At 63.6% G+C, this 19564-nt stretch carries 17 protein-coding genes; 14 read left to right on the plus strand and 3 right to left on the minus strand.

Annotated elements, in window-relative coordinates; genetic code table 11:
- Positions 1-52: 52 nt before the first annotated feature.
- Positions 53-1408, minus strand: coding sequence for a glutamine synthetase family protein (locus FJ490_RS00600; protein ID WP_140728099.1), 1356 nt, complete (start codon positions 1406-1408; stop codon positions 53-55).
- A gap of 474 nt (positions 1409-1882) precedes the next feature.
- On the opposite strand from FJ490_RS00600, the gene ftsZ reads away from it, so the two are divergent.
- Positions 1883-2920, plus strand: a complete 1038-nt coding sequence (gene ftsZ, locus FJ490_RS00605) for a cell division protein FtsZ (protein WP_140728100.1) — start codon at positions 1883-1885, stop codon at positions 2918-2920.
- A 115-nt stretch (positions 2921-3035) separates the two neighbouring features.
- Here the strand turns inward: ftsZ and FJ490_RS00610 are convergent, their stop codons facing one another.
- Positions 3036-3326 (minus strand): hypothetical protein, encoded by a 291-nt coding sequence (locus FJ490_RS00610; protein WP_140728101.1) that lies wholly within the window; start codon positions 3324-3326, stop codon positions 3036-3038.
- Here FJ490_RS00610 and FJ490_RS00615 point away from each other — a divergent pair.
- From FJ490_RS00615 to FJ490_RS00675, 13 genes are all read left to right on the plus strand, one after another.
- Positions 3255-4229: a sugar-binding transcriptional regulator gene (locus FJ490_RS00615; RefSeq protein WP_181165158.1), complete on the plus strand. Its 975-nt coding sequence runs from the start codon at positions 3255-3257 to the stop codon at positions 4227-4229. The two genes, FJ490_RS00610 and FJ490_RS00615, sit on opposite strands and share 72 nt — an antisense overlap.
- Positions 4230-4274: 45 nt before the next feature.
- Positions 4275-5720: an extracellular solute-binding protein gene (locus FJ490_RS00620; protein ID WP_140497757.1), complete on the plus strand. Its 1446-nt coding sequence runs from the start codon at positions 4275-4277 to the stop codon at positions 5718-5720.
- A 160-nt stretch (positions 5721-5880) separates the two neighbouring features.
- Positions 5881-6804 carry a sugar ABC transporter permease gene (locus FJ490_RS00625; protein ID WP_013896837.1) on the plus strand — a complete coding sequence of 308 codons (924 nt, stop codon included), beginning with the start codon at positions 5881-5883 and terminating at the stop codon, positions 6802-6804.
- A gap of 12 nt (positions 6805-6816) precedes the next feature.
- On the plus strand, positions 6817-7674 hold the full coding sequence (locus tag FJ490_RS00630; RefSeq protein WP_140497759.1) for a carbohydrate ABC transporter permease: 858 nt from the start codon (positions 6817-6819) through the stop codon (positions 7672-7674).
- Between the two features lie 4 nt (positions 7675-7678).
- Positions 7679-8797: an ABC transporter ATP-binding protein gene (locus FJ490_RS00635; RefSeq protein ID WP_140728102.1), complete on the plus strand. Its 1119-nt coding sequence runs from the start codon at positions 7679-7681 to the stop codon at positions 8795-8797.
- A complete protein-coding gene (locus FJ490_RS00640; protein ID WP_140728103.1) occupies positions 8794-9918 on the plus strand; it encodes an ABC transporter ATP-binding protein in 1125 nt (374 codons plus the stop codon). Before FJ490_RS00635 ends, FJ490_RS00640 begins: the two co-directional genes overlap by 4 nt.
- Positions 9918-11471 carry an FGGY-family carbohydrate kinase gene (locus FJ490_RS00645; RefSeq protein WP_140728104.1) on the plus strand — a complete coding sequence of 518 codons (1554 nt, stop codon included), beginning with the start codon at positions 9918-9920 and terminating at the stop codon, positions 11469-11471. Before FJ490_RS00640 ends, FJ490_RS00645 begins: the two co-directional genes overlap by 1 nt.
- A gap of 10 nt (positions 11472-11481) precedes the next feature.
- A complete protein-coding gene (locus tag FJ490_RS00650; RefSeq protein WP_140728105.1) occupies positions 11482-12522 on the plus strand; it encodes a 2-hydroxyacid dehydrogenase in 1041 nt (346 codons plus the stop codon).
- Positions 12523-12567: 45 nt separating this feature from the next.
- Complete coding sequence (locus FJ490_RS00655) at positions 12568-14085, plus strand: glycerol-3-phosphate dehydrogenase (protein WP_140728106.1); 1518 nt, start codon at positions 12568-12570, stop codon at positions 14083-14085.
- A gap of 48 nt (positions 14086-14133) precedes the next feature.
- The gene (locus tag FJ490_RS00660; protein WP_140514624.1) at positions 14134-15075 is read left to right on the plus strand and encodes a TIM barrel protein; all 942 of its coding nucleotides are present in this window, start codon (positions 14134-14136) and stop codon (positions 15073-15075) included.
- A gap of 234 nt (positions 15076-15309) precedes the next feature.
- Entirely contained in the window at positions 15310-16143 is an 834-nt protein-coding gene (locus tag FJ490_RS00665) for a transporter substrate-binding domain-containing protein (protein WP_181165157.1), read from the plus strand.
- A 2-nt stretch (positions 16144-16145) separates the two neighbouring features.
- Positions 16146-17507, plus strand: a complete 1362-nt coding sequence (locus tag FJ490_RS00670) for a cation:dicarboxylase symporter family transporter (protein ID WP_140564338.1) — start codon at positions 16146-16148, stop codon at positions 17505-17507.
- A complete protein-coding gene (locus FJ490_RS00675; RefSeq protein WP_140580660.1) occupies positions 17504-18295 on the plus strand; it encodes an amino acid racemase in 792 nt (263 codons plus the stop codon). The genes FJ490_RS00670 and FJ490_RS00675 overlap by 4 nt, the downstream gene beginning before the upstream one ends.
- Positions 18296-18316: 21 nt before the next feature.
- On the opposite strand, the gene fba is transcribed toward FJ490_RS00675, so the two are convergent.
- Entirely contained in the window at positions 18317-19381 is a 1065-nt protein-coding gene (fba, locus tag FJ490_RS00680; RefSeq protein WP_140559305.1) for a class II fructose-bisphosphate aldolase, read from the minus strand.
- Positions 19382-19564 lie beyond the last annotated feature (183 nt).

The raw sequence follows: 19564 nt of genomic DNA on the forward strand, positions 1-19564 counted from the left end.
TGCGTTCGAAGGTCGTGCTGAACCGACGCCGCTGCTGTCGGTCAGCGCAGCCTCAGACGCTTTCGAGATAGGTCTCGATCTCGAAGTCGCTGACGTTGAGCGCGAATGTATTCAGTTCCTGGCGTTTGCAGGCGATGAAAGAGTGGCGCAGGATCGCCGGGAAGATCTCCGCCACATGCGTCCCGCTTTCAAAGGCCGCGATCGCGGATGCCCAGTCCGGCGGCAACTTGGCCGGGGCAAGGCCTTGCCCATCATTCCCGGTTGGGTCGCCCGGTGACATCTGCCTTTCGATGCCGACCAGTGCCGCGCCCAGTATGGCGGCAAGCACAAGATAGGGATTGGCGTCCGCTCCCGACACGCGATGCTCGATCCGGCGCGCACCAGTCGGGCCGCCGGGAATGCGGATCGCGACCATGCGGTTCTCGTAACCCCAGGCGACGGCGGTCGGCGCGTAGGATCTCGGCCGGAGCCTGCGGTAGGAGTTGAAATGCGGCGCGAACACCAGCGTGCTCTCGGCCATCGCCGCCAGCAGTCCGCCGACAGCGTGGCGCATAATGCCGGAGCCCTGGTCGGTGCCGTCGTCGAAGACGTTGCGCCCGTTGGCGTCGACAAGGCTGAAATGGACGTGGAAGCCGTTGCCGGCTCGGTCGCCATAAGGCTTGGCCATGAAGCAGGCGGCAAAGCCGTGCTTGCGGGCAATGCCCTTCACCGTGCGCTTGAACAGGACGGCGTCGTCGGCCGCCCGCAGCGCGTCCGCGACATGGTTCAAATTGATCTCGAACTGGCCGACGCCGTTCTCGGCAATGGCGGTATCGACGGGAATGTCTTGTGCCCGGCAGGCTTCGTAGATGTCGTGGATGAAGGCCTCGAAGTCGTCGATCTCGTCGATTGACAGTGCCGCGTCGGAATCCAGACGCCGCCCGGTGACCGGCGAGACAGGCCCGACCGGTCGCTGCGATTGCGGGTCGACAAGATAGAATTCGAGCTCGGTGGCGGCCACAGGCGTCAGGCCCAAAGCCTTGTAGCGGTCGAGGATACGGGCCAGTGCCCGCCGGGGATCACCGAGATACGGTGCGCCGCCTTCGTCGGCGAGCCAGAGCGGGATGAGGGCGGTCGGATGGGCCGTCCAGTTCACCGGAAGGATGCCGCGGCCTGTCCATTGGCACAATCCGTCTGCGTCGCCGGTCGAGAACACCAGCGCGTTGCCTTCGATATCCTCGCCCCAGATGTCCAGCCCGATCAGCGAATAGGGCATGCGCAGCTTGCCCTCCAGCGCCTTGCGCGCCTGCTCGACCGGGATGCGTTTTCCCCGCATGATGCCGTTGAGGTCGCACACCGCGGCCCTCAGGCTCTGGATGTCGTTTCGGCCCTCAAGCCAGTTCAGAACATCCGCAATTGCATCGCCCAATTTCCAACCTCTGGTTTCGAAGGTGCCCGAGCCCTGATCGGCCGCGCTGTCCCTGGTAAAAATGGCTTGTGAGTTTTCGGGATCCATATCTGGCCGCAGCCGGGATGTTTCCCTATTTATTCAAGTCATTAGCTGGGATGTCGGGAGGCATTTCAAAACCAGTTGCGCGATCTGCGACCGAAACATAGAGGCAAGAGCGTGGAAAGCCAAGGCTCGGCATCGGGCTCGGCGCGCGCAGGTGAAGCCGGGATGCCGGCATCACTCTCGGGCATGCGCGGCCGTCGTGGGGATATGAAACGTCCCTATCACAAATCTTGACCTTCCCCGCACTTGCACCTCTGGCCGCTCTCTGGCTTTTTGGGACACCCATCCGAGCGGACTGATTCGTCACGCCGCTCTGCGTCGATTGCCGTTTTGCGGTGTGATCGATCTGGCGGGGCGTGAAGCGCGAGCGACTGGCGAAGGAGAAGAGGCATGGCCGAGTTCAAGAAGCCCGAGATCTCCGAGATGAGACCCAAGATCACCGTTGTCGGCGTCGGCGGCGGCGGCGGCAACGCCATCAACAACATGATCGCCGAGCAGCTTCAGGGCACCGAATTCATTGCCGCCAACACAGACGCGCAGGCGCTCACCATGTCCAAGGCGACGCGGCTGATCCAACTCGGCGCGCATGTAACCGAAGGGCTGGGCGCCGGATCGCTTCCCGAGATCGGCCGCGCCGCGGCCGAGGAATCGCTGGACGAGATCATGGACCATCTGGCCGGCACCCACATGTGCTTCGTCACCGCCGGAATGGGCGGCGGCACCGGAACCGGCGCCGCGCCGGTCATCGCCCAGGCGGCGCGCAAGGCAGGCATCCTGACGGTCGGCGTCGTCACCAAGCCGTTCACTTTCGAGGGCAGGCGCCGCATGCAGATGGCCGAAGAGGGCATCGAGCGGCTGCGCGAAAGCGCCGACACCGTGATCGTCATCCCCAACCAGAACCTGTTCCGGATCGCCGACGCCAAGACCACATTCGCCGATGCCTTCGTCATCGCCGACCGGGTGCTCTATGCCGGCGTCAGCTGCATCACCGATCTCATCGTCAAGGAAGGCCTGATCAACCTCGACTTCGCCGACGTCAAATCGGTGATGCGCGGCATGGGCCGCGCCATGATGGGAACCGGCGAGGCGTCAGGCGATAGCCGGGCGATAAAGGCGGCGGAAGCCGCCATCGCCAACCCGCTGCTGGACGAAATGTCGATGAAGGGCGCCAAGGGCGTGCTGGTCTCGATTTCCGGCGGCCGCGACATGACCCTGTTCGAGGTCGACGAGGCCGCCACGAGAATCCGTGAAGAGGTCTATGAAGACGCCGACATCATCGTCGGCGCCATCTTCGACAAGAGCATGGAAGGCCGGTTCAGGGTTTCGGTGGTGGCCACCGGCCTCGACCGCGGGCTCGGCGTGGAAGATGCCGATGCCGGCATGGCGCACGACCATTCCATGCCATTCGCGGCGCGGACGTTGCAATAGGCGCTGCTCGCCGGCGGCCTTGGCCGCTGCCGGGCACCTCGACGTCGCCGGCGCACCACCAAGTTCAGCCTGGAACTGATCACCCGAAAGCGGCTTGCCGAATGGTGCGATCCGCTCACCGGCGAATGCTGGGCGCCGCCGCTTCACCTGGACGGCGGCGATGGTGATCGGGTTCCTGCGCTTTCGCTGCCGCTGTTACCCTGACCGGTGTCACGCCGGTGTTCGCTCGTCCATTCTCGTTGAAAATCAGCGTTTGCAGGCGCTTGGCGCTTGACTCCGATGCGTCCATGTGAAAAATTTTGCAGAAACTGAAAAAAATATCAGAGGGCGGAACGTGGTTGGATTTGGAAACGGCCTCTTGCGCGATGATGAAACCGGCATGGCGGCACGCGCCGCCTGGCTTCATTACGCCGGCGGCCTGACCCAGTCCGAGGTTGCCAAGCGCCTCGGGCTGACCAGCCTCAAGGCCCACCGCCTCATCACCAAGGCCAATCAGGAAGGGCTGGTGAAGGTCTATATCGACGGCGAAGTCTCGGAATGCGTCGAGCTCGAGGACGAGCTGTCGCGCCGCTACGGCCTCGATTATTGCGAGGTGGTTCCCGATTTCGATTCCGAGGAATTGCCGCTCAAGGCGCTCGGCATCGCCGGCGCGCAATTCCTCAAGCGTGAGATCGAACGCGGCGAGCAGGCGCTGATCGGCGTCGGCCATGGCCGCACGCTCGCCGCCTGCGTGGAATACCTGCCGCGCAGCTCGACAGACAAGATCCGCTTCGTTTCGCTGCTCGGCGGCTTGACGCGGAAGTTCTCGGCCAACCCGCATGACGTCATTCACCGCCTCGCCGAGCGCACCGGCGCCGAAGCCTATGTTATGCCGGTGCCGATGTTCGCCAACACGGTGGACGACCGCGCGGTATTGCTGGGACAGAAGGGCATCAGCGAGGTTTTCGATCTCGCAAGATCCGCCGACCTTTTGTTTGCCGGCATCGGCACGGCCGAACGCGAAGCCTCGCTCGTCGCCACCGGCATGATCGAGAAGGGCGAGATGGAGGAGATCCGCCGCAATGGCGGCGTCGGCGAATTGCTCGGCCATTTCTTCGACGATGCCGGCAAAGCGGTGGCGACAACCCTTTCCAATCGGGCGCTGGCGCTGGCGCGCGAGGACATCGCCAGCCGCCGGATCGTCGCGGTCGCCGGCGGCAAGGTCAAGGTTCGAGCCGTCAAAGCGGTGCTGGAGGGCCGCTATCTCAAGGGCCTGATAACTGATGAGCGGACAGCGCGATCGCTCGTGGAGGAGACGCCAGTCGGGTAGCCGGCGTCGGTTCAGTTAAAACTACCCTGTGGAGGAGAAGACCAAATGCATGAGAAAGAGAAAGACCTCATTGACGCTTTCCTGCGCGGACAAGTCGACCGTCGTGGGCTGATCAAGGGCCTGGGTGCGATGGGCCTTGCCGCCGGCACGGCCGGTACGCTGCTCAATCTTGGGCAGACCCGGGCGCTGGCCGCCGACTTCGACTGGAAGGCGCACCAGGGCAAGACCATCAAGCTCCTGCTCAACAAGCATCCCTATGCGGATGCGATGATCGCCAACCTCGAAAACTTCAAGCAGTTGACCGGCATGAATGTCGTCTACGACGTGTTCCCGGAAGACGTCTATTTCGACAAGGTCACGGCCGCGTTGTCGGCGAGCTCGCCCGAATACGATGCCTTCATGACCGGCGCCTATATGACCTGGACCTACGGCCCAGCCGGCTGGATCACCGACCTCAATGAATGGATCAAGGATCCGGCCAAGACCAACCCCAACTATGCCTGGGATGACTTCCTGCCCGGCGTCAAGAACTCCTGCGCCTGGAACGGCAAGCCGGGCGGGGCCCTGGGGTCCGAAGACGCCAAGCAATGGTGCATTCCGTGGGGCTTCGAACAAAACAACATCACCTACAACAAGGGGATGTTCGACAAGGCAGGCGTCAAGGTTCCCGGCAATATGGACGAGATGGTGGCCGCGGCCGCCAAGCTCACCAAAGATGTCGGCGGCGGCGTCTACGGCATTGGCGTGCGCGGGTCGCGCTCCTGGGCGACGATCCATCCGGGTTTCCTTTCGGCCTACGCCAATTTCGACCAGAAGGATCTGAACGTGTCGGCCGACGGCAAATTGTCGGCCGCCATGAACACCGCCCAGTCCAAGGCTTTCCACAAGCAATGGGTGCAGATGATCCAGGAAAGCGGTCCGAAGGACTGGTCGACCTACACCTGGTACCAGGTCGGCGCCGATCTCGGCGCCGGCGCCTCGGCGATGATCTTCGACGCCGACATCCTCGGCTACTTCATGAATGGCGGCGACAACAAGATGGCCGGCAAGCTTGCCTTTGCCGCCTTCAAGGCCAACCCGGAGGCCAAGGCGCCAACGCCGAACATCTGGATCTGGTCGCTGTCGATGTCCAACTTCTCCAAGGACAAGGACGCCACGTGGTACTTCATGCAGTGGGCCTCCGGACCCGAGCATGCTCTGTTCGGCGCCACCAAGATGGATTTCGTCAATCCGGTCCGCCAGTCGGTCTGGAAGGATGAGACGTTCCGCGAGAAGCTGAACAAGAGCTATCCCGGTTATGTCGAGATGTTCGACGCCTCGGCGCCGGGCGCCTCGATCAAGTTCACGGCGCAGCCGCTGTTCTTCGATCTCACCACCGAATGGGCGGCGACGCTGCAAAAGATGGTGGCCAAGGAAGTGCCGGTGGACGAGGGTCTCGATAAGCTGGCCGAAAGCATCAACGGCCAGCTCAAGGAAGCCGGCCTCGGCTAGATGTAATGGAGGACCGGCCAGCCTTGGCAGGCCGGTCCTCACCTGACCTTTTCAAGATTGCGACGCGGGGCCGTAAGGTGGCCGCCAATTCGCCCGACCGGCCGCCTTGCTCCCTTGGGCGGCCGGCAGGGCGGAGCGACAGGGACAACGGAGCAGCACGATGACTGCGGTGGTATCGCAAAGGCCCAAGCCCTCGGGCTTCAGGATCAGCAAGAGAGTGCTGCCCTACGTGCTCAGCCTGCCGGCTCTGCTGGTCTGCATCGGCATCCTGATTCCGTTCCTGACCTCGGTCGTCTATTCCTTCCAGCGCTATCGGCTGAGCCAGCCCTGGGCGCGGCAGTTCAACTGGGGCGACAACTACATCTCCTTCTTCACCGATCCGAAGTTCTGGAACACGCTCAAGATCTCGCTGCTCTATGCCGGCACCACGGTGGTGCTGGAACTGCTTCTTGGCCTGGCCATCGCGCTGCTTTTGCAGAAGCGATCGACCCTGAACAACTTCATCTCGATCATGCTGCTGATGCCGCTGATGACGGCGCCGGCACTGGCCGCGCTGATGTGGAAGCTGATGACCAATCCCGGCTTCGGCGTGCTGAGCTATCTTGCCAGCCTCATCGGCTTACAGGATTTCCGCTGGGCCTCGTCGCCGTCGACGGCTTTGTTCACCGTCGTTCTCGTCGATATCTGGGTCTACACGCCCTTCATCATGATCCTGCTGCTTGCCGGCCTGCGCAGCCTGCCGACGCAGCCCTTCGAGGCCGCGGCCCTCGATGGCGTGCCGAGGAGCTTCGTCTTCTTCCGCATCACGCTGCCGATGCTGACGCCGTATATCCTGACGGCGACTTTGTTCCGCCTGCTCGATTCCATCCAGCAGTTCGACATCATCTACGCCATGACGCAAGGAGGACCGGGCGACACGCTGACCGTCTTCCAGGTCGAGGCCTATCTCAACTTCTTCCAGTCGACCAATGTCGGCCGCTCGGCGGCGCTGATGATCATCCTGTGGGCGATCACCTATTTCCTCTCCAACATCTTCATCAAGAACTGGCTCAGGCTGCGCGAGCGCGCCCGTGGCCAGGCATAGGAGGAGGCAGCCATGGAACACACCTCCTTGCTTGAACGCACCCTGCGCGGCGCGGCACTCACGCTGGTCGTGATCTTCTTCATGTTCCCGATCGTCTGGATCCTGATGATGTCGTTCCAGACCAACGAGACCATCCTGCGCATTCCGCCGCAGCTGGTCTTCGAGCCGACGCTCGCCAACTACACCGCGCTGATCACCGGCAAGCTGACGACCGCCGCCGGCACGCTCGACATCGCCTTCATGCGCAACCTGTGGAATTCGGTGTTCCTGTCGGTGACCTCGGTCGCGGTCTCGCTGCTGCTCGGCGTCCCGGCGGCCTACGCCTTCGCGCGGCACAAGTTCCGCGGCTCGGAGGACATCGCCTTCACGCTGCTGTCGTTCAGGTTCGCGCCGGCCCTGCTGGTGCTGTTGCCGCTTACGCTCTATTTCCAGAAGCTCGGGCTGGCCAACACCTATATCGGGCTGATCTGGGTCTATCAGCTGATCTGCCTGCCGCTGATCCTGTGGATCGTGCGCGGCTATTTCGAGGATATTCCGGCCGACATCGAATATGCCTATCGCATCGGCGGCCATTCCTGGTTTGCCACCTTCCGCAAGATCGCGCTGCCGCTCGCCGGCCCCGGCATCGCCGCTGCCGGCCTGCTTGCCTTCATCTTCGCCTGGAACAATTTCGTCTTCGCGCTGGTGCTGGCCTCGGCCGACAAGCAGCCGGTGACGGTCGGCGCGCTCGCCTTCATCACCTCCTCGGGCATCCAGTACGGCCAGATCTCGGCGGCCATCGTCCTGTCGATCACGCCGACGCTGGCGCTCGCCCTCTATGCACAGCGCTATCTGGTCGAAGGCCTGTCGCTCGGCGCGGTGAAGGGGTAGTTCCATGGCCAGCCTCGAACTCAGAAACCTCGTCAAGCGCTACAAGAGCCAGACCGTGCTCGACAATCTTTCGCTGACCGTCGCCGACGGTGAGACGCTGGTCCTGTTCGGACCCTCCGGCGCCGGCAAGACGGTGCTGCTGCGCCTCGTCGCCGGCGTCATCGACCCCGACGAAGGCAAGATCCTCATCGGCGGCGAGGACATGACCGACGTCGACGCCGAATTTCGTGGCGTCGGCATGGCGTTCCAGAATTTCGCGCTGTTTCCGCATATGAGCGCGTTCGACAACATCGCGACGCCGCTGGAGGCCAAGCGGTCGTCGCAGGGAGCGATCAAGGCCGGCGTCGAGAGTGTCGCCAAGCTGTTGAAGATCGCCCATGTGCTTTCCCATAAGCCGCGCGCTCTTTCCAACGGCCAGAAGCAGCGCACCGCGCTCGCCCGTGCGCTGGTCGGCTCGCCGCCGCTGCTGCTGCTCGACGATCCCTTGCGCAATGTCGACGCCAAGCTGCGTTTTGAGATGCGGCTCGAACTGCCGCGCCTGCTTGCCGACCGCGGCGCCACCGTCGTTTACGTCACCCAGGATTATAAGGAAGCCATGGCGCTCGGCGACCGCATCGCGGTCATGTCGCAAGGCGTCATCAGCCAGCTCGGTACGCCCGAACAGATCTATCGCGAGCCGGCCAACATCGAGATCGCGCGGCTGTTCGGCGACCCGACCATCAACCTGCTCGACGTCAAGCCGGCGCTTGGCGCCAAGGGAATCCATGTCGCCCTGTCGAATGTGCAGGTCCATCTCGCCGGGGCTCCCGAGACCGCGGTCGGCCGCGACTGCATCATCGGGCTCAGGCCGGAAGCACTGCATTTCGTCGGCGAAAATGAACCCGGCGCCATTCCGGTGACGGTCGAGGCCGAAACCCCGCTCAACGAAAAGATCGTCACGCTGGTGCGCACGTTGCGCGGCCGCGAGATCCTGGTTTCGCGGCCGGCCGGAACACCGGGCCGCAGCGAAGGCAAGGCCCACATTGCCGTCGACGGCAAGAGCGCCCTGTTGTTCGATCGCGCCGGCGGCGAGCGCATCGGCTCGAAGAATGTCGTCAGTTTGCGCAACGGAGAAGCCGCATGAGCGCGAGCGCACTCACCATTTCCGGCGTCGACAAATTCTATGGCCCGATCGACCGGGGCGTCCACGCCGTCAAGAAGCTGACGATGGAGATCGGCAAGGGCGAGGTCGTGGCGCTGCTCGGTTCGTCCGGCTGCGGCAAGACCTCGACCTTGCGCATGATCGCCGGCTTCGAGGAGGTGTCGCGCGGCGCGATCTCGGTCGCCGGCCGCCAGGTGCACACGCTGCCGCCGGTCAGGCGTAACGTGGCGATGGCCTTCGAGGGCTATTCGCTCTACCCGCCGCTGACGGTGCGCGAGAACATGGCCTTCGCGCTCAAGGCGGCCCGGCTGCCCAGAAGCGAGGTCGAGGCCAGGGTCGCCAGCATCGCCAAGCTGCTCGAGATCGAGGATATATTGGAGCGTTACCCAAGCTCTATCTCCGGCGGCCAGCAGCAGCGCGCCAGCCTCGGCCGGGCGCTGATCCGCGACGCCGATTTGCATCTGCTGGACGAGCCGATGGGGCAGCTCGAACCGCAGCTGCGTGCCGTGCTGCGCGGCCGCATCAAGCATTTCATCAAGGAGCGCGGCTTGACCGCGATCCTGGTCACGCACGACCAGACCGAGGCCAATGCGCTTGCCGACCGCATCGCGGTGATGGAAGGCGGCGTGCTGCAGCAGTTCGATACGCCGGACAGGATCAAGGAGCGTCCGGCGAACCTGTTCACCGGCACCTTCGTTGGCGAGCCGCCGATGAACGTCTTCGAGGCCTATGTCGGCGCCACCGCCGGCCGCATCAATCTCAGGCTTCCCGACGGGCTGTCGCTGGACTACGACAAGGACGCCTTCAGCGCTCCGGTCCGCGACCAGCTGCTCAGCCGCGAGCGGGTGGTCATCGGCATCAGGCCTTATGCGGTGCGGCGCTCGAAGGAGGGTGTTCCCGCCAGGGTCTCGGCCAACCAGTGGCTTGGCGACCAGACCCATATCGCGGCCGATTTCGCCGGCGGCTCGCTGGTCCTGGTCGAGCACGACCGCACCCGGCTGGACCTTGGCGCGCCGATCAATGTCAGCATCGACCCGAAGAACCTGCATGTCTTCGACCAGGCGAGCGGCGAGGCCATTTCGCACGGCATGGAGCTCGCCTGATGCGTGATCTCTTGATCGGTATCGACGCCGGTACTTCCGTCATCAAGTCCATCGCCTTCGACACGAAAGGCCGGCAGATCGCCGCCGCGGCAACGCCGAACCATTACGAGACGCGGCCGGGCGGCGGCGCCGAACAGGATCTTGCGCGCACATGGGCGGATGCGGCGGCGACCTTGCGCCAGCTCGCCGAGAAAGTGCCCGATCTCGCCGGCCGGACCATCGCCATCGCGGTGACCGGGCAGGGCGACGGCACCTGGCTGATCGACGGCAAGGGCGAGCCGGTGGCGAAGGGCTGGCTCTGGCTCGACGCGCGCGCCGCCGGCGTCGTCGAGGAGATCCGCGCGCGGCCCGAGGACCGGCTGCGCTTCGAAAAGACCGGCAGCGGGCTCGCCGCCTGCCAGCAGGGCTCGCAGTTCGTGTTCATGAAGCGCAACATGCCTGAAATGCTCGACAAGGCGGCGACGGCGTTTCACTGCAAGGACTGGCTCTATTTCAAGCTGACCGGCGAGCGCGCCACCGACCCCTCCGAGGGAACCTTCACCTTTGGCGATTTCCGCACCCGCGACTATAGCGAGGATGTGCTCGACGTGCTCGGCGTCGCCGACCTCAGGCATTTGCTACCGCCGGTCACAGACGGCACCAGGCACAGCGCCGGTCTGTCGCAGGCGGCGGCCGCCGCCACCGGCATACTTGCCGGCACGCCGGTCGTGCTCGGCTATGTCGACGTCGTCTGCACCGCGCTTGGCGCCGGCCTGCTCGACCGCGAGCGCAAGCCCGGCTGCACCATCATCGGTTCCACTGGCATGCATATGCGGCTGGCCGAGACGCCGGACGACGTGCAGCTCAACGAGGCCGCGACCGGTTACACCATGGCCATGCCGGCGCCCGGCGTGTTCGCGCAGATGCAGTCCAACATGGCGGCGACGCTAAACATCGACTGGGTGCTTGGGCTGGCCTCCGGCATCCTCGCCTCGCAAGGCATCACCCGCAGCAATGGCGAAATGATTGCGCTCGTCGATGCCTGGATCGCGGCCTCGCAGCCCGCCTCACTGCTCTACCAGCCCTATGTGTCGGAGGCCGGCGAGAGGGGGCCGTTCGTCGATGCCAATGCGAGAGCCGGCTTCGTCGGCATTTCCTCGCGCCACGGCTATGCCGACCTGGTGCGCGCCGTCTTCGAGGGATTGGCCTTCGCCGCGCGCGATTGCTACGCCGCCATGGGGCCATTGCCGCGCGAGATCCGGCTGACCGGAGGCGCCGCCCGAAGCCCGGCGCTGCGCAAGATCCTCGGAGCCGCCGTCGGCGCAGATATCCGCACCAGCCAGCGCGAGGAGGCCGGGGCGGCCGGCGCGGCGATGATAGCCGCGGTCTGCGTCGGCCTGTACAAGTCGATGGACGAATGCGTCGCGGAATGGGTGACGCCGCTGCTTGGCGAGGCGGAGCCGAGCGACCGGAACCTCGCCGCGATCTACGACAGGATGACCCCGTCCTACATGTTGGCGCACAAGGCGCTGCGGCCGGTCTGGCGCGCGATGGCTTCAGTGCAGGCAAATTGAGAAGTCGAGTATGCCCAGGAAAATAGCGATCATTGGCGACAACTTCATGCTTCCGGAGGTGTTTCGCGCCAAAATCGAGAAGGTCGCGAGCGGTGACCTCGATGTCAGGACATTGCAGACGGCCTGGCCCGACGAGCCGATGGAATTCGGCGATCCGGCGCTCGGCCTCGACAAGGTCAAGGAGTATTTCGGCCGTCCCGACGAGGTCGTCGAGTTCATCGGCGACGCCGAGATCCTCGTCACCCAGCTCGCGCCGCTGTCGGAAGGCATGATGCGGCGCCTGCCGGCCCTGAAGCTGGTCGCGGTGTCGCGCGGCGGCCCGATCAACATCGACATGGAAGCGGCCCGCGCGCATGGCATCACCGTCGTCAACGTGCCCGGCCGCAACGCGACCGCCGTGGCCGAATTCACCATCGGCGCGATATTGGCCGAAACACGGCTGATCCGGGTCGGCCACGAAGCGCTGCGCAGGGGCGAATGGCGCGGCGATCTCTACCGCGCCGACCGCACCGGCCGCGAGCTTAGCGAAATGACCGTCGGCGTCATCGGCTATGGCAACATCGGCACGAAAGTGATCAGGCTGTTGCGCGCCTTCGGCTGCCACGTCTTGGTCAGCGACCCCTATGTGCAGTTGAGCGCAGAGGATCGCAACGCCGGCGTCGAACTGGTCGCGCTTGACGATCTCCTATCCCGCTCCGACGTGGTCACGCTGCATTCGCGGGTGACGCCGGAGACGCGCGGCCTGATCGGCAAGGACACCATCGCGCGGATGAAACCCGGCGTGATCTTCGTCAACACGGCGCGCGGGCCGCTGGTCGACTATGACGCACTCTATGAGGCGCTTGTTTCAGGCCAGATCGCCAGCGCCATGCTGGAGACGTTCGCGGTCGAGCCTGTGCCGTCGGACTGGCCCTTGCTGCAGCTTCCCAACGTGACGCTGACGCCGCATATCGCCGGCGCCTCGGTGCGCACCGTGACCTATGCGGCCGAGCAGGCCGCCGAGGAAGTGCGCCGCTATATCGCCGGGCTGCCTCCGGTCAATCCGTGCTGAGGCGGCAGCCATGGTGTGTAAATCCGGCAGCGAGATCGTGACGAGATGAGTGGCGGACCCGAAATCGTCGACCTTTTCGTCATCGGCGGCGGCGTCAACGGCGCCGGCATAGCCCGCGATGCAGCAGGCCGCGGCCTCTCCGTCATCCTGTGCGAAAAGGACGATCTGGCGGAAGGCACCAGTTCGCGATCGGGCAAGCTCGTCCATGGCGGCCTGCGCTACCTCGAATATTACGAGTTCCGCCTGGTGCGCGAGGCGCTGATCGAGCGCGAGGTACTCCTGGAATCGGCACCGCACATCATCTGGCCGATGCGCTTCGTGCTGCCGCACAGTCCTGACGACCGGCCGGCCTGGCTGGTGCGGCTCGGCCTGTTCCTCTACGACCATCTCGGCGGCCGCAAGCGGCTGCCGGCCACCCGCACGCTCGACCTGCGCACCGCGCCCGAGGGCGCGCCGATCAAGGACGAGTTCAAGCGCGGTTTCGAATATTCCGATTGCTGGGTCGACGACGCCCGTCTCGTGCTGATCAATGCGCTGGATGCGCGCGAGCGCGGAGCGAAGATCTTCACCCGAACCGCCTGCACCGCCGCCCGCCGGGAAGGCGGCCTCTGGTCGGTGGAGATGCGCGACGGCAAGACCGGCGTGAAAACCACCGTGCGAGCGCGGGCGCTGGTCAATGCCGCTGGCCCTTGGGTCAACGACATCATCAACCGCGTTGCTGGCCAGAACTCGACGCGCAATGTCCGCCTGGTCAAGGGCAGCCATATCGTCGTGCCCAAATTCTGGGAGGGCCGCCAAGCTTACCTCATCCAGAACAACGACAAGCGGGTGATCTTCATCAATCCTTATCAGGGCGATCTCGCCTTGATCGGCACCACCGACATTCCCTATGACGGCCGACCCGAGGACGTGGCGGCGGATGAGAGCGAGATCGAATACCTGATCAGGGTGGTCAACCGCTATTTCAAGCGCGGCCTCGCGCGCGGCGATGTCGTCTATTCGTTCTCCGGCGTCAGGCCGCTCTATGACGACAATGCCGATAACCCGAGTGCCGTGACCCGCGACTATATTTTCGAACTCGACGCGCCGGATGCTGAGGCGCCGCTGCTGTCCGTCTTCGGCGGCAAGATCACCACCTTCCGCAAGCTCGCCGAGCATGCGCTGGACAGGATCGCTCCGTTCTTCCCCCGGATGGGCAAGCCCTGGACGGCGAAGGCGCATCTGCCTGGCGGCGACATCGCCAATGCCGATTTCGAACAGTTTTTAGGCGATCTCGGGCGGGAGTATCCATGGATGCCTGCATCGCTGCTCAAGCACTACGGCCGGCTCTACGGCACCAGGACACGCCTTCTGGTCGGCGCGGCCCGTTCGCTCGCGGAACTCGGGCGATGCTTCGGCAAGGATTTCTTCGAGCGCGAGGCCAGTTACCTGTTCGAGCAGGAATGGGCTGAGACACCGGCCGACATTCTCGAACGGCGCACCAAGCACGGCCTGCATCTTTCCGCCGAGGAGAGATCGGCTTTCGAACACTGGTGCGCGAGCCGGCTGGCGAGGGCAGGGTGATGGCAATCATCGCCAATGTAGCGCGAAAGGGCTGAGAGGATCGCGATCGTGGCATTCACGCTCTCCCTCAACACCAATCCGCTGGTCAACCGCTTTGCCGAGCCTGACGACCTGGTCGATACCATCGCCTATGACATCGGCATCAGGGACATTCAGCTCACGCATGAATTCGTCAATCCGGGCTGGCCGGCGGCGACGATCGTGAAATTCGTCCGCCTGTTTCGTGGCGCACTCTCCCGCACGGGCGTGCGCGTGACCTCGGGCATGACCGGTCCTTACGGCCGGCTCAACCATTTCGGCCATCCAGACGCGGATGTGCGCCGCTACTATGTCGGCTGGTTCAAGACCTTTGCCGACATCTCGGCCGAGCTTGGCGCCGGCGGCATGGGTACCCAATTCGCGATCTTCACCCATCGCGATTATGATGATCCCGCGCGCCGCGCGCGCCTGTTCGACATTGCACTGGAATGCTGGCGCGAGGTCGCCGAACACGCCCGCGCGGCCGGGCTTAACTACCTGTTCTGGGAGCCGATGTCGGTCGGCCGCGAGTTCGGCCACACGATCGAGAATTGCAGGCTGCTGCAGAATGCGATCGACGCGGCCGGCATGGCCATTCCGCTGGAGATGATGGTCGACATCGACCATGGCGACGTCACCTCCAGCAACCCGGCCGATATCGATCCCTATGCCTGGGCCGAGGCTTTCCCCAGGAAGTCGCCGATCATCCACATCAAGCAATCGTCGATGAACAAGGGTGGTCATTGGCCGTTCACAGCGGCTCACAACAGGGACGGCCGCATCACGCCTGAAAAGCTGCTGGAGACGGTGCGGCGCGGCGGCGGCACCGACAACGAGATCTGCCTCGAACTGTCGTTCCGCGAGCGCGAACCGGTCGACCACCAGGTGGTCGCCATGATCCGCGAATCGGTCGACTACTGGGCGCCCTTTATCGACACGGGCAGGCCTGATCTGCTGCCGAAAACCGGGTAGAGGTCGGGGCGGCAGCCGATGCCACTCGCGCCTGTTGGCGGTCCAACCGGTTGGCCCGCCAGCGAAGCAATCAGATATCCCAGATACATTACATAATGCGAGTATTGCGGCAGCCTGCGTCGCTGATTGCTATAAAAGTACAATGCGAAAGATACTTTTGTTTAACTTCGCCATGCATACTGCGAATTGGTCCGATTTGTTTGTCCGGCTTCCCTCGCGAACTAGAGAATCCGCATGTCGGTTACACGTCGTACGCTGCTCACGGCCGGAAGCGTCGGCTTGCTGGTCGCGCAAGCTCGGGCGGCCAATACTCCAGGACAGCAGGCGGAGATCGCTCCCGTCGTCGGCGACAATGCGCTGCGCATTGCAATGCCGGCTTTTGCCTCCGATCCATTCTTCCCGGCCGATGGATCGGGGAACAGCGGCATAGACATGGAACTGGCCCGCGGCATAGCAGCGGAGCTCGGCGTCGAGCCGGTGTTCGACCGATCCGCCGCAACGTTCGACGGCATGGTGAAACAGCTGACTTCCGGCCAGACGGACATAGCCATCGGCAAGCTCAGCCGAACCCTTCGCCGTGGCCGCTCAATCCTCTATTCCCGGCCCTATGCCATGCTGCACCAAGGCCTCATCGCCAATCGCCTCAACCTGGCGCGCATCGCGCAAGGCAAACCACCCGAGCAGATCATCCGCGATTTCTCGGGCGATCTCGGCGTGATCGAGGGCTCTTCATTCGCAACCTATGCCGCGACGACCTTCCCGCATGCACAAGTTCATCGTTTTGCAGGCTGGGACATGGTTGTCGATGCGATCCGCGATGGGACGATCGACATGGCGTATCGCGACGATTTCGAGATCAAGAAGCTGATGGTCGACGATCCGTCGATGACGGTCGCCGCGCGCTCGATCACGCTGACCGACAAGGTAGACACGATCGCAATCGGTGTGCGACCGGACAATCCGCATCTCGCGGCGTTTATCGACCTTTACCTCGATCTCGCGCGCGGTCAGCAGGTTCTCAACACTGACGAGATCATCGCGCGCTACCGGTTGGGGAGCAAAGCCTGACGATGGCCGTCACGGAAGCAGCCGGACCCTTGGCTTTCGATTGGCGCCTGGCGGCGAGGCACATATTGCGCTCGCCCGCGACGACGATTGCGATGATCGGGGCGGGAATCCTTTGCGGCCTCTATTATCCAGCGTTTGCCCATGCGATCAGCCCGGTGGCGCAGCTCTACCTGAATTTCCTCAAGATGGTCGTCCTGCCCTACCTGGTCTCGTCGGTCATCTTCTCGATCATGTCGATGGTTCAGGATCCCAACTCGGTCCGTTACCTTGGCCGGGTGGGTATGGCGGTGCTGGTCGTGTCGTTCCTGAGCGTATTGGTGAGTGGCACCTACTCGCTTGTCCTTCAGCCGGGCCAGATCGAGAATTCTCAATCGCGCATCGAGCTTGGCGAGTTCATCAATTCGCAGGGCAGTGTATCCACCGATCTCGCATTCCCCTACCAACCACCACCCAATGAGGGATCCGACACCGGGCATTCGATACTGCTCGATCTTGTACCGAACAACGTCTTCAGCGCGCTGGCCTCCGGTCAAACCATCCAGGTCCTGCTGTTCTGCCTGCTTTTCGGGCTCGCGATGGGCAAGATTCCCCAGCCTTCGTCCATGAGCCTGTCTCAGGCGCTGAACGCGGTTTACCGGGCCTGCACGGTCCTTACCAACTGGTTCATCTGGGGATTGCCGTTTGCAACCTTCATCCTGATCGCGGATCAGACCGCGTCGACCGGAACCAAGCCGCTCACGCTGATGGGCGGTTATCTGCTGGTGATGGGTCTTTCCTGCCTCACATTCATCGCCGGCGCATTTGGCGTTATCGCCATCCGCTCTCGGCGAAGCTACTGGGCCACGATCAAGACCTGTCAGCCCCTTCTTATGGTAGCCATCACCACGCGCTCTACCGTCGCCTCGCTTCCGTGGGTCATCAACCTGCTGAGCGAGCGTCTGCGGTTCAGCCTCGTGGTCGTCGAACTGCTCGTGCCGCTGCAGGCGGCATTGCTGCGGACAGGCCCGGCGCTGCTTTACACGTCTGGTGTTCTTTTCATCGCTCAGCTCTACGGCCGTCCGCTGGCAATCCCCGACCTCCTGCTCGTCGGCATCACCTCGGCGCTTCTCGCGCTCACGACCGGCGGCATGGGCAGCCTGCTCATCCTGTCCCAGATGTCGATCGTCTGTGGCTACCTGAAGATTCCCTTCGAGGCGGCGTTCGCCCTGTTCGTCGCGGTCGACGCGGCCGTCGACACGTTCATGACGCTGTCTAGCGTCTGCACCGTTGCGGCGAGCACCGCAATGATCGCGCCCAGCCACAGGGAGACAACGCAGTCTGTCGAAGCGGCGTCGGAACAGCTCGAAGCCGAGCCCGCTCGATGATCGACCATGGCATCAGCCTCCAGCTCGGCGTCATTGGCGGCCTCGGGCCGTTGGCATCGGCTGACTTCTACTTCAAGCTGACCCGAATGACCCAGGCGTTCCGGGACAATGAGCATGTGCCCGCCGTCATCCTCAGCGTGCCACAGCTGCCTGACAGGACCGAGGCGATCCTTGCCGGCCATGACGGTCCGCTGGCGTCTTTGAAAGCCGCGGTCTCGACGCTCAATGCGCTCGGCGTTGCCTGTATCGCAATGCCCTGCAACACCGCCCATCATTGGTATGAGCAGCTGGCGGCGAGCTCGCAGGCGCGGATCATCCATATCGCCGACGCGGTCGTAGCTGAAACCCATCGTAGCCTGGGCCGAGGCAAGGTTACGATCCTCGCCACGCAGGGCACACTGGTCTCCGGCTTCTATCGGGACAGGATGTCGGCGGCGGGATTTGAGCTCTGCTTTCCCGCTGTCACGGAATTCCAGGGTCGCGTCGATAGAGCGATCGGCCTCGTCAAGGCCGGTTCGATCGCGGAGGCGGCGAGCGAAACCGAGCGCGCGCTTGAAATCGCGCGATCGGCCGGCACCGACACGGCCATTCTCGGCTGCACCGAACTATCGGTGGTGGCCGCCAGCCTCAAGCCTACGAACGGATTGGTCGTCATCGACAGCAATGCAGCCCTGGCGCGAGCCTGTTTGACACGGTTGGGCTTCGCCGCGCAGGACGTTCCGCGACCTCGGCCGGTGTTCTCATCCCGCAAAGAGCTGGAGCGGTTCGGCGGTTCTATCCAACACTGAACCGCTCCGGGAATTGGTCGTTTAGCCGAATTTCGGATCGAGGCTGCCCGCTTTGTAACGCTTGGCCATTTCCGAGACCGGCAGCGGCTTGATCTTCGGCGCGTTGCCGGCGGTGCCGAACTGCTCGAAACGCTCCTTGCACAGCTTCCTCATCGCCGCCATCGCCGGCGTCAGATATTTGCGCGGGTCGAATTCCGAGGGATTTTCCGTCAGCACCTTGCGGATCGCGCCGGTCAGCGCCATGCGGTTGTCGGTGTCGATGTTGATCTTGCGCACGCCATGCTTGATTCCGCGCTGGATCTCTTCCACCGGCACGCCCCAGGTCGGCTTCATCTGCCCGCCATATTTGTTGATGATCTCCTGCAGATCCTCCGGCACCGAGGACGAACCATGCATGACCAAGTGCATGTTCGGCAGGCGGCGGTGGATTTCCTCGATGACGTTCATCGCCAGCACCGCGCCATCCGGCTTGCGCGAGAATTTATAGGCGCCGTGGCTGGTGCCCATGGCAACCGCCAGCGCGTCGACATGGGTGTCGCGCACGAACTGCTCGGCCTGCACCGGATCGGTGAGCAATTGGTCGTGGCTGATCGCGCCTTCGATGCCGTGGCCGTCCTCCTGTTCGCCGCCGCCGCTCTCCAGCGAGCCCAGCACGCCGATCTCGCCTTCGACCGAAACGCCGCCCCAATGCGCCATGTCGACGACGCGCTTGGTGATGCCCGAATTATAGGCGTAGTCGGCCGGCGACTTGCCGTCCTCCTTGAGTGATCCATCCATCATCACCGAGGTGAAACCATGCTGGATCGCGGTGACGCAGGTAGCCTCGTTGTTGCCGTGGTCGAGGTGCATGCAGACCGGGATGTCGGGATGGATCTCGACCAGCGCATCGATCAGCTTGGCCAGCACCACGTCATTGGCATAGGCACGCGCACCGCGGCTTGCCTGCAGGATGACCGGCGACTTGGTCTCCTCCGCAGCCTCCATGATGGCGAGGCCCTGTTCCATGTTGTTCATGTTGAAGGCCGGCACGCCATAGCCGTATTCGGCGGCGTGATCGAGCAATTGTCTCAGTGTGATGCGAGCCAACGAATAGTCTCCCGTATCTGGTTTCTAACCTTTGCTTGCTGGCTGTCCGCGCATCGTCCAGCCCACCGATGCTTCTGGCCGGATTTCCGCGCAACCGCAACCGTCAGACACCGTCCCGGCAGCAATTCTTGTTACAGGGCCGTGATGAAAGCCACGGGAATATCCCAGGAAAATATCTCATTA

Origin of the sequence: Mesorhizobium sp. B2-5-11 (assembly GCF_006440835.1) — a bacterium.
In the GTDB taxonomy this organism is placed as follows: Bacteria; Pseudomonadota; Alphaproteobacteria; order Rhizobiales; family Rhizobiaceae; genus Mesorhizobium.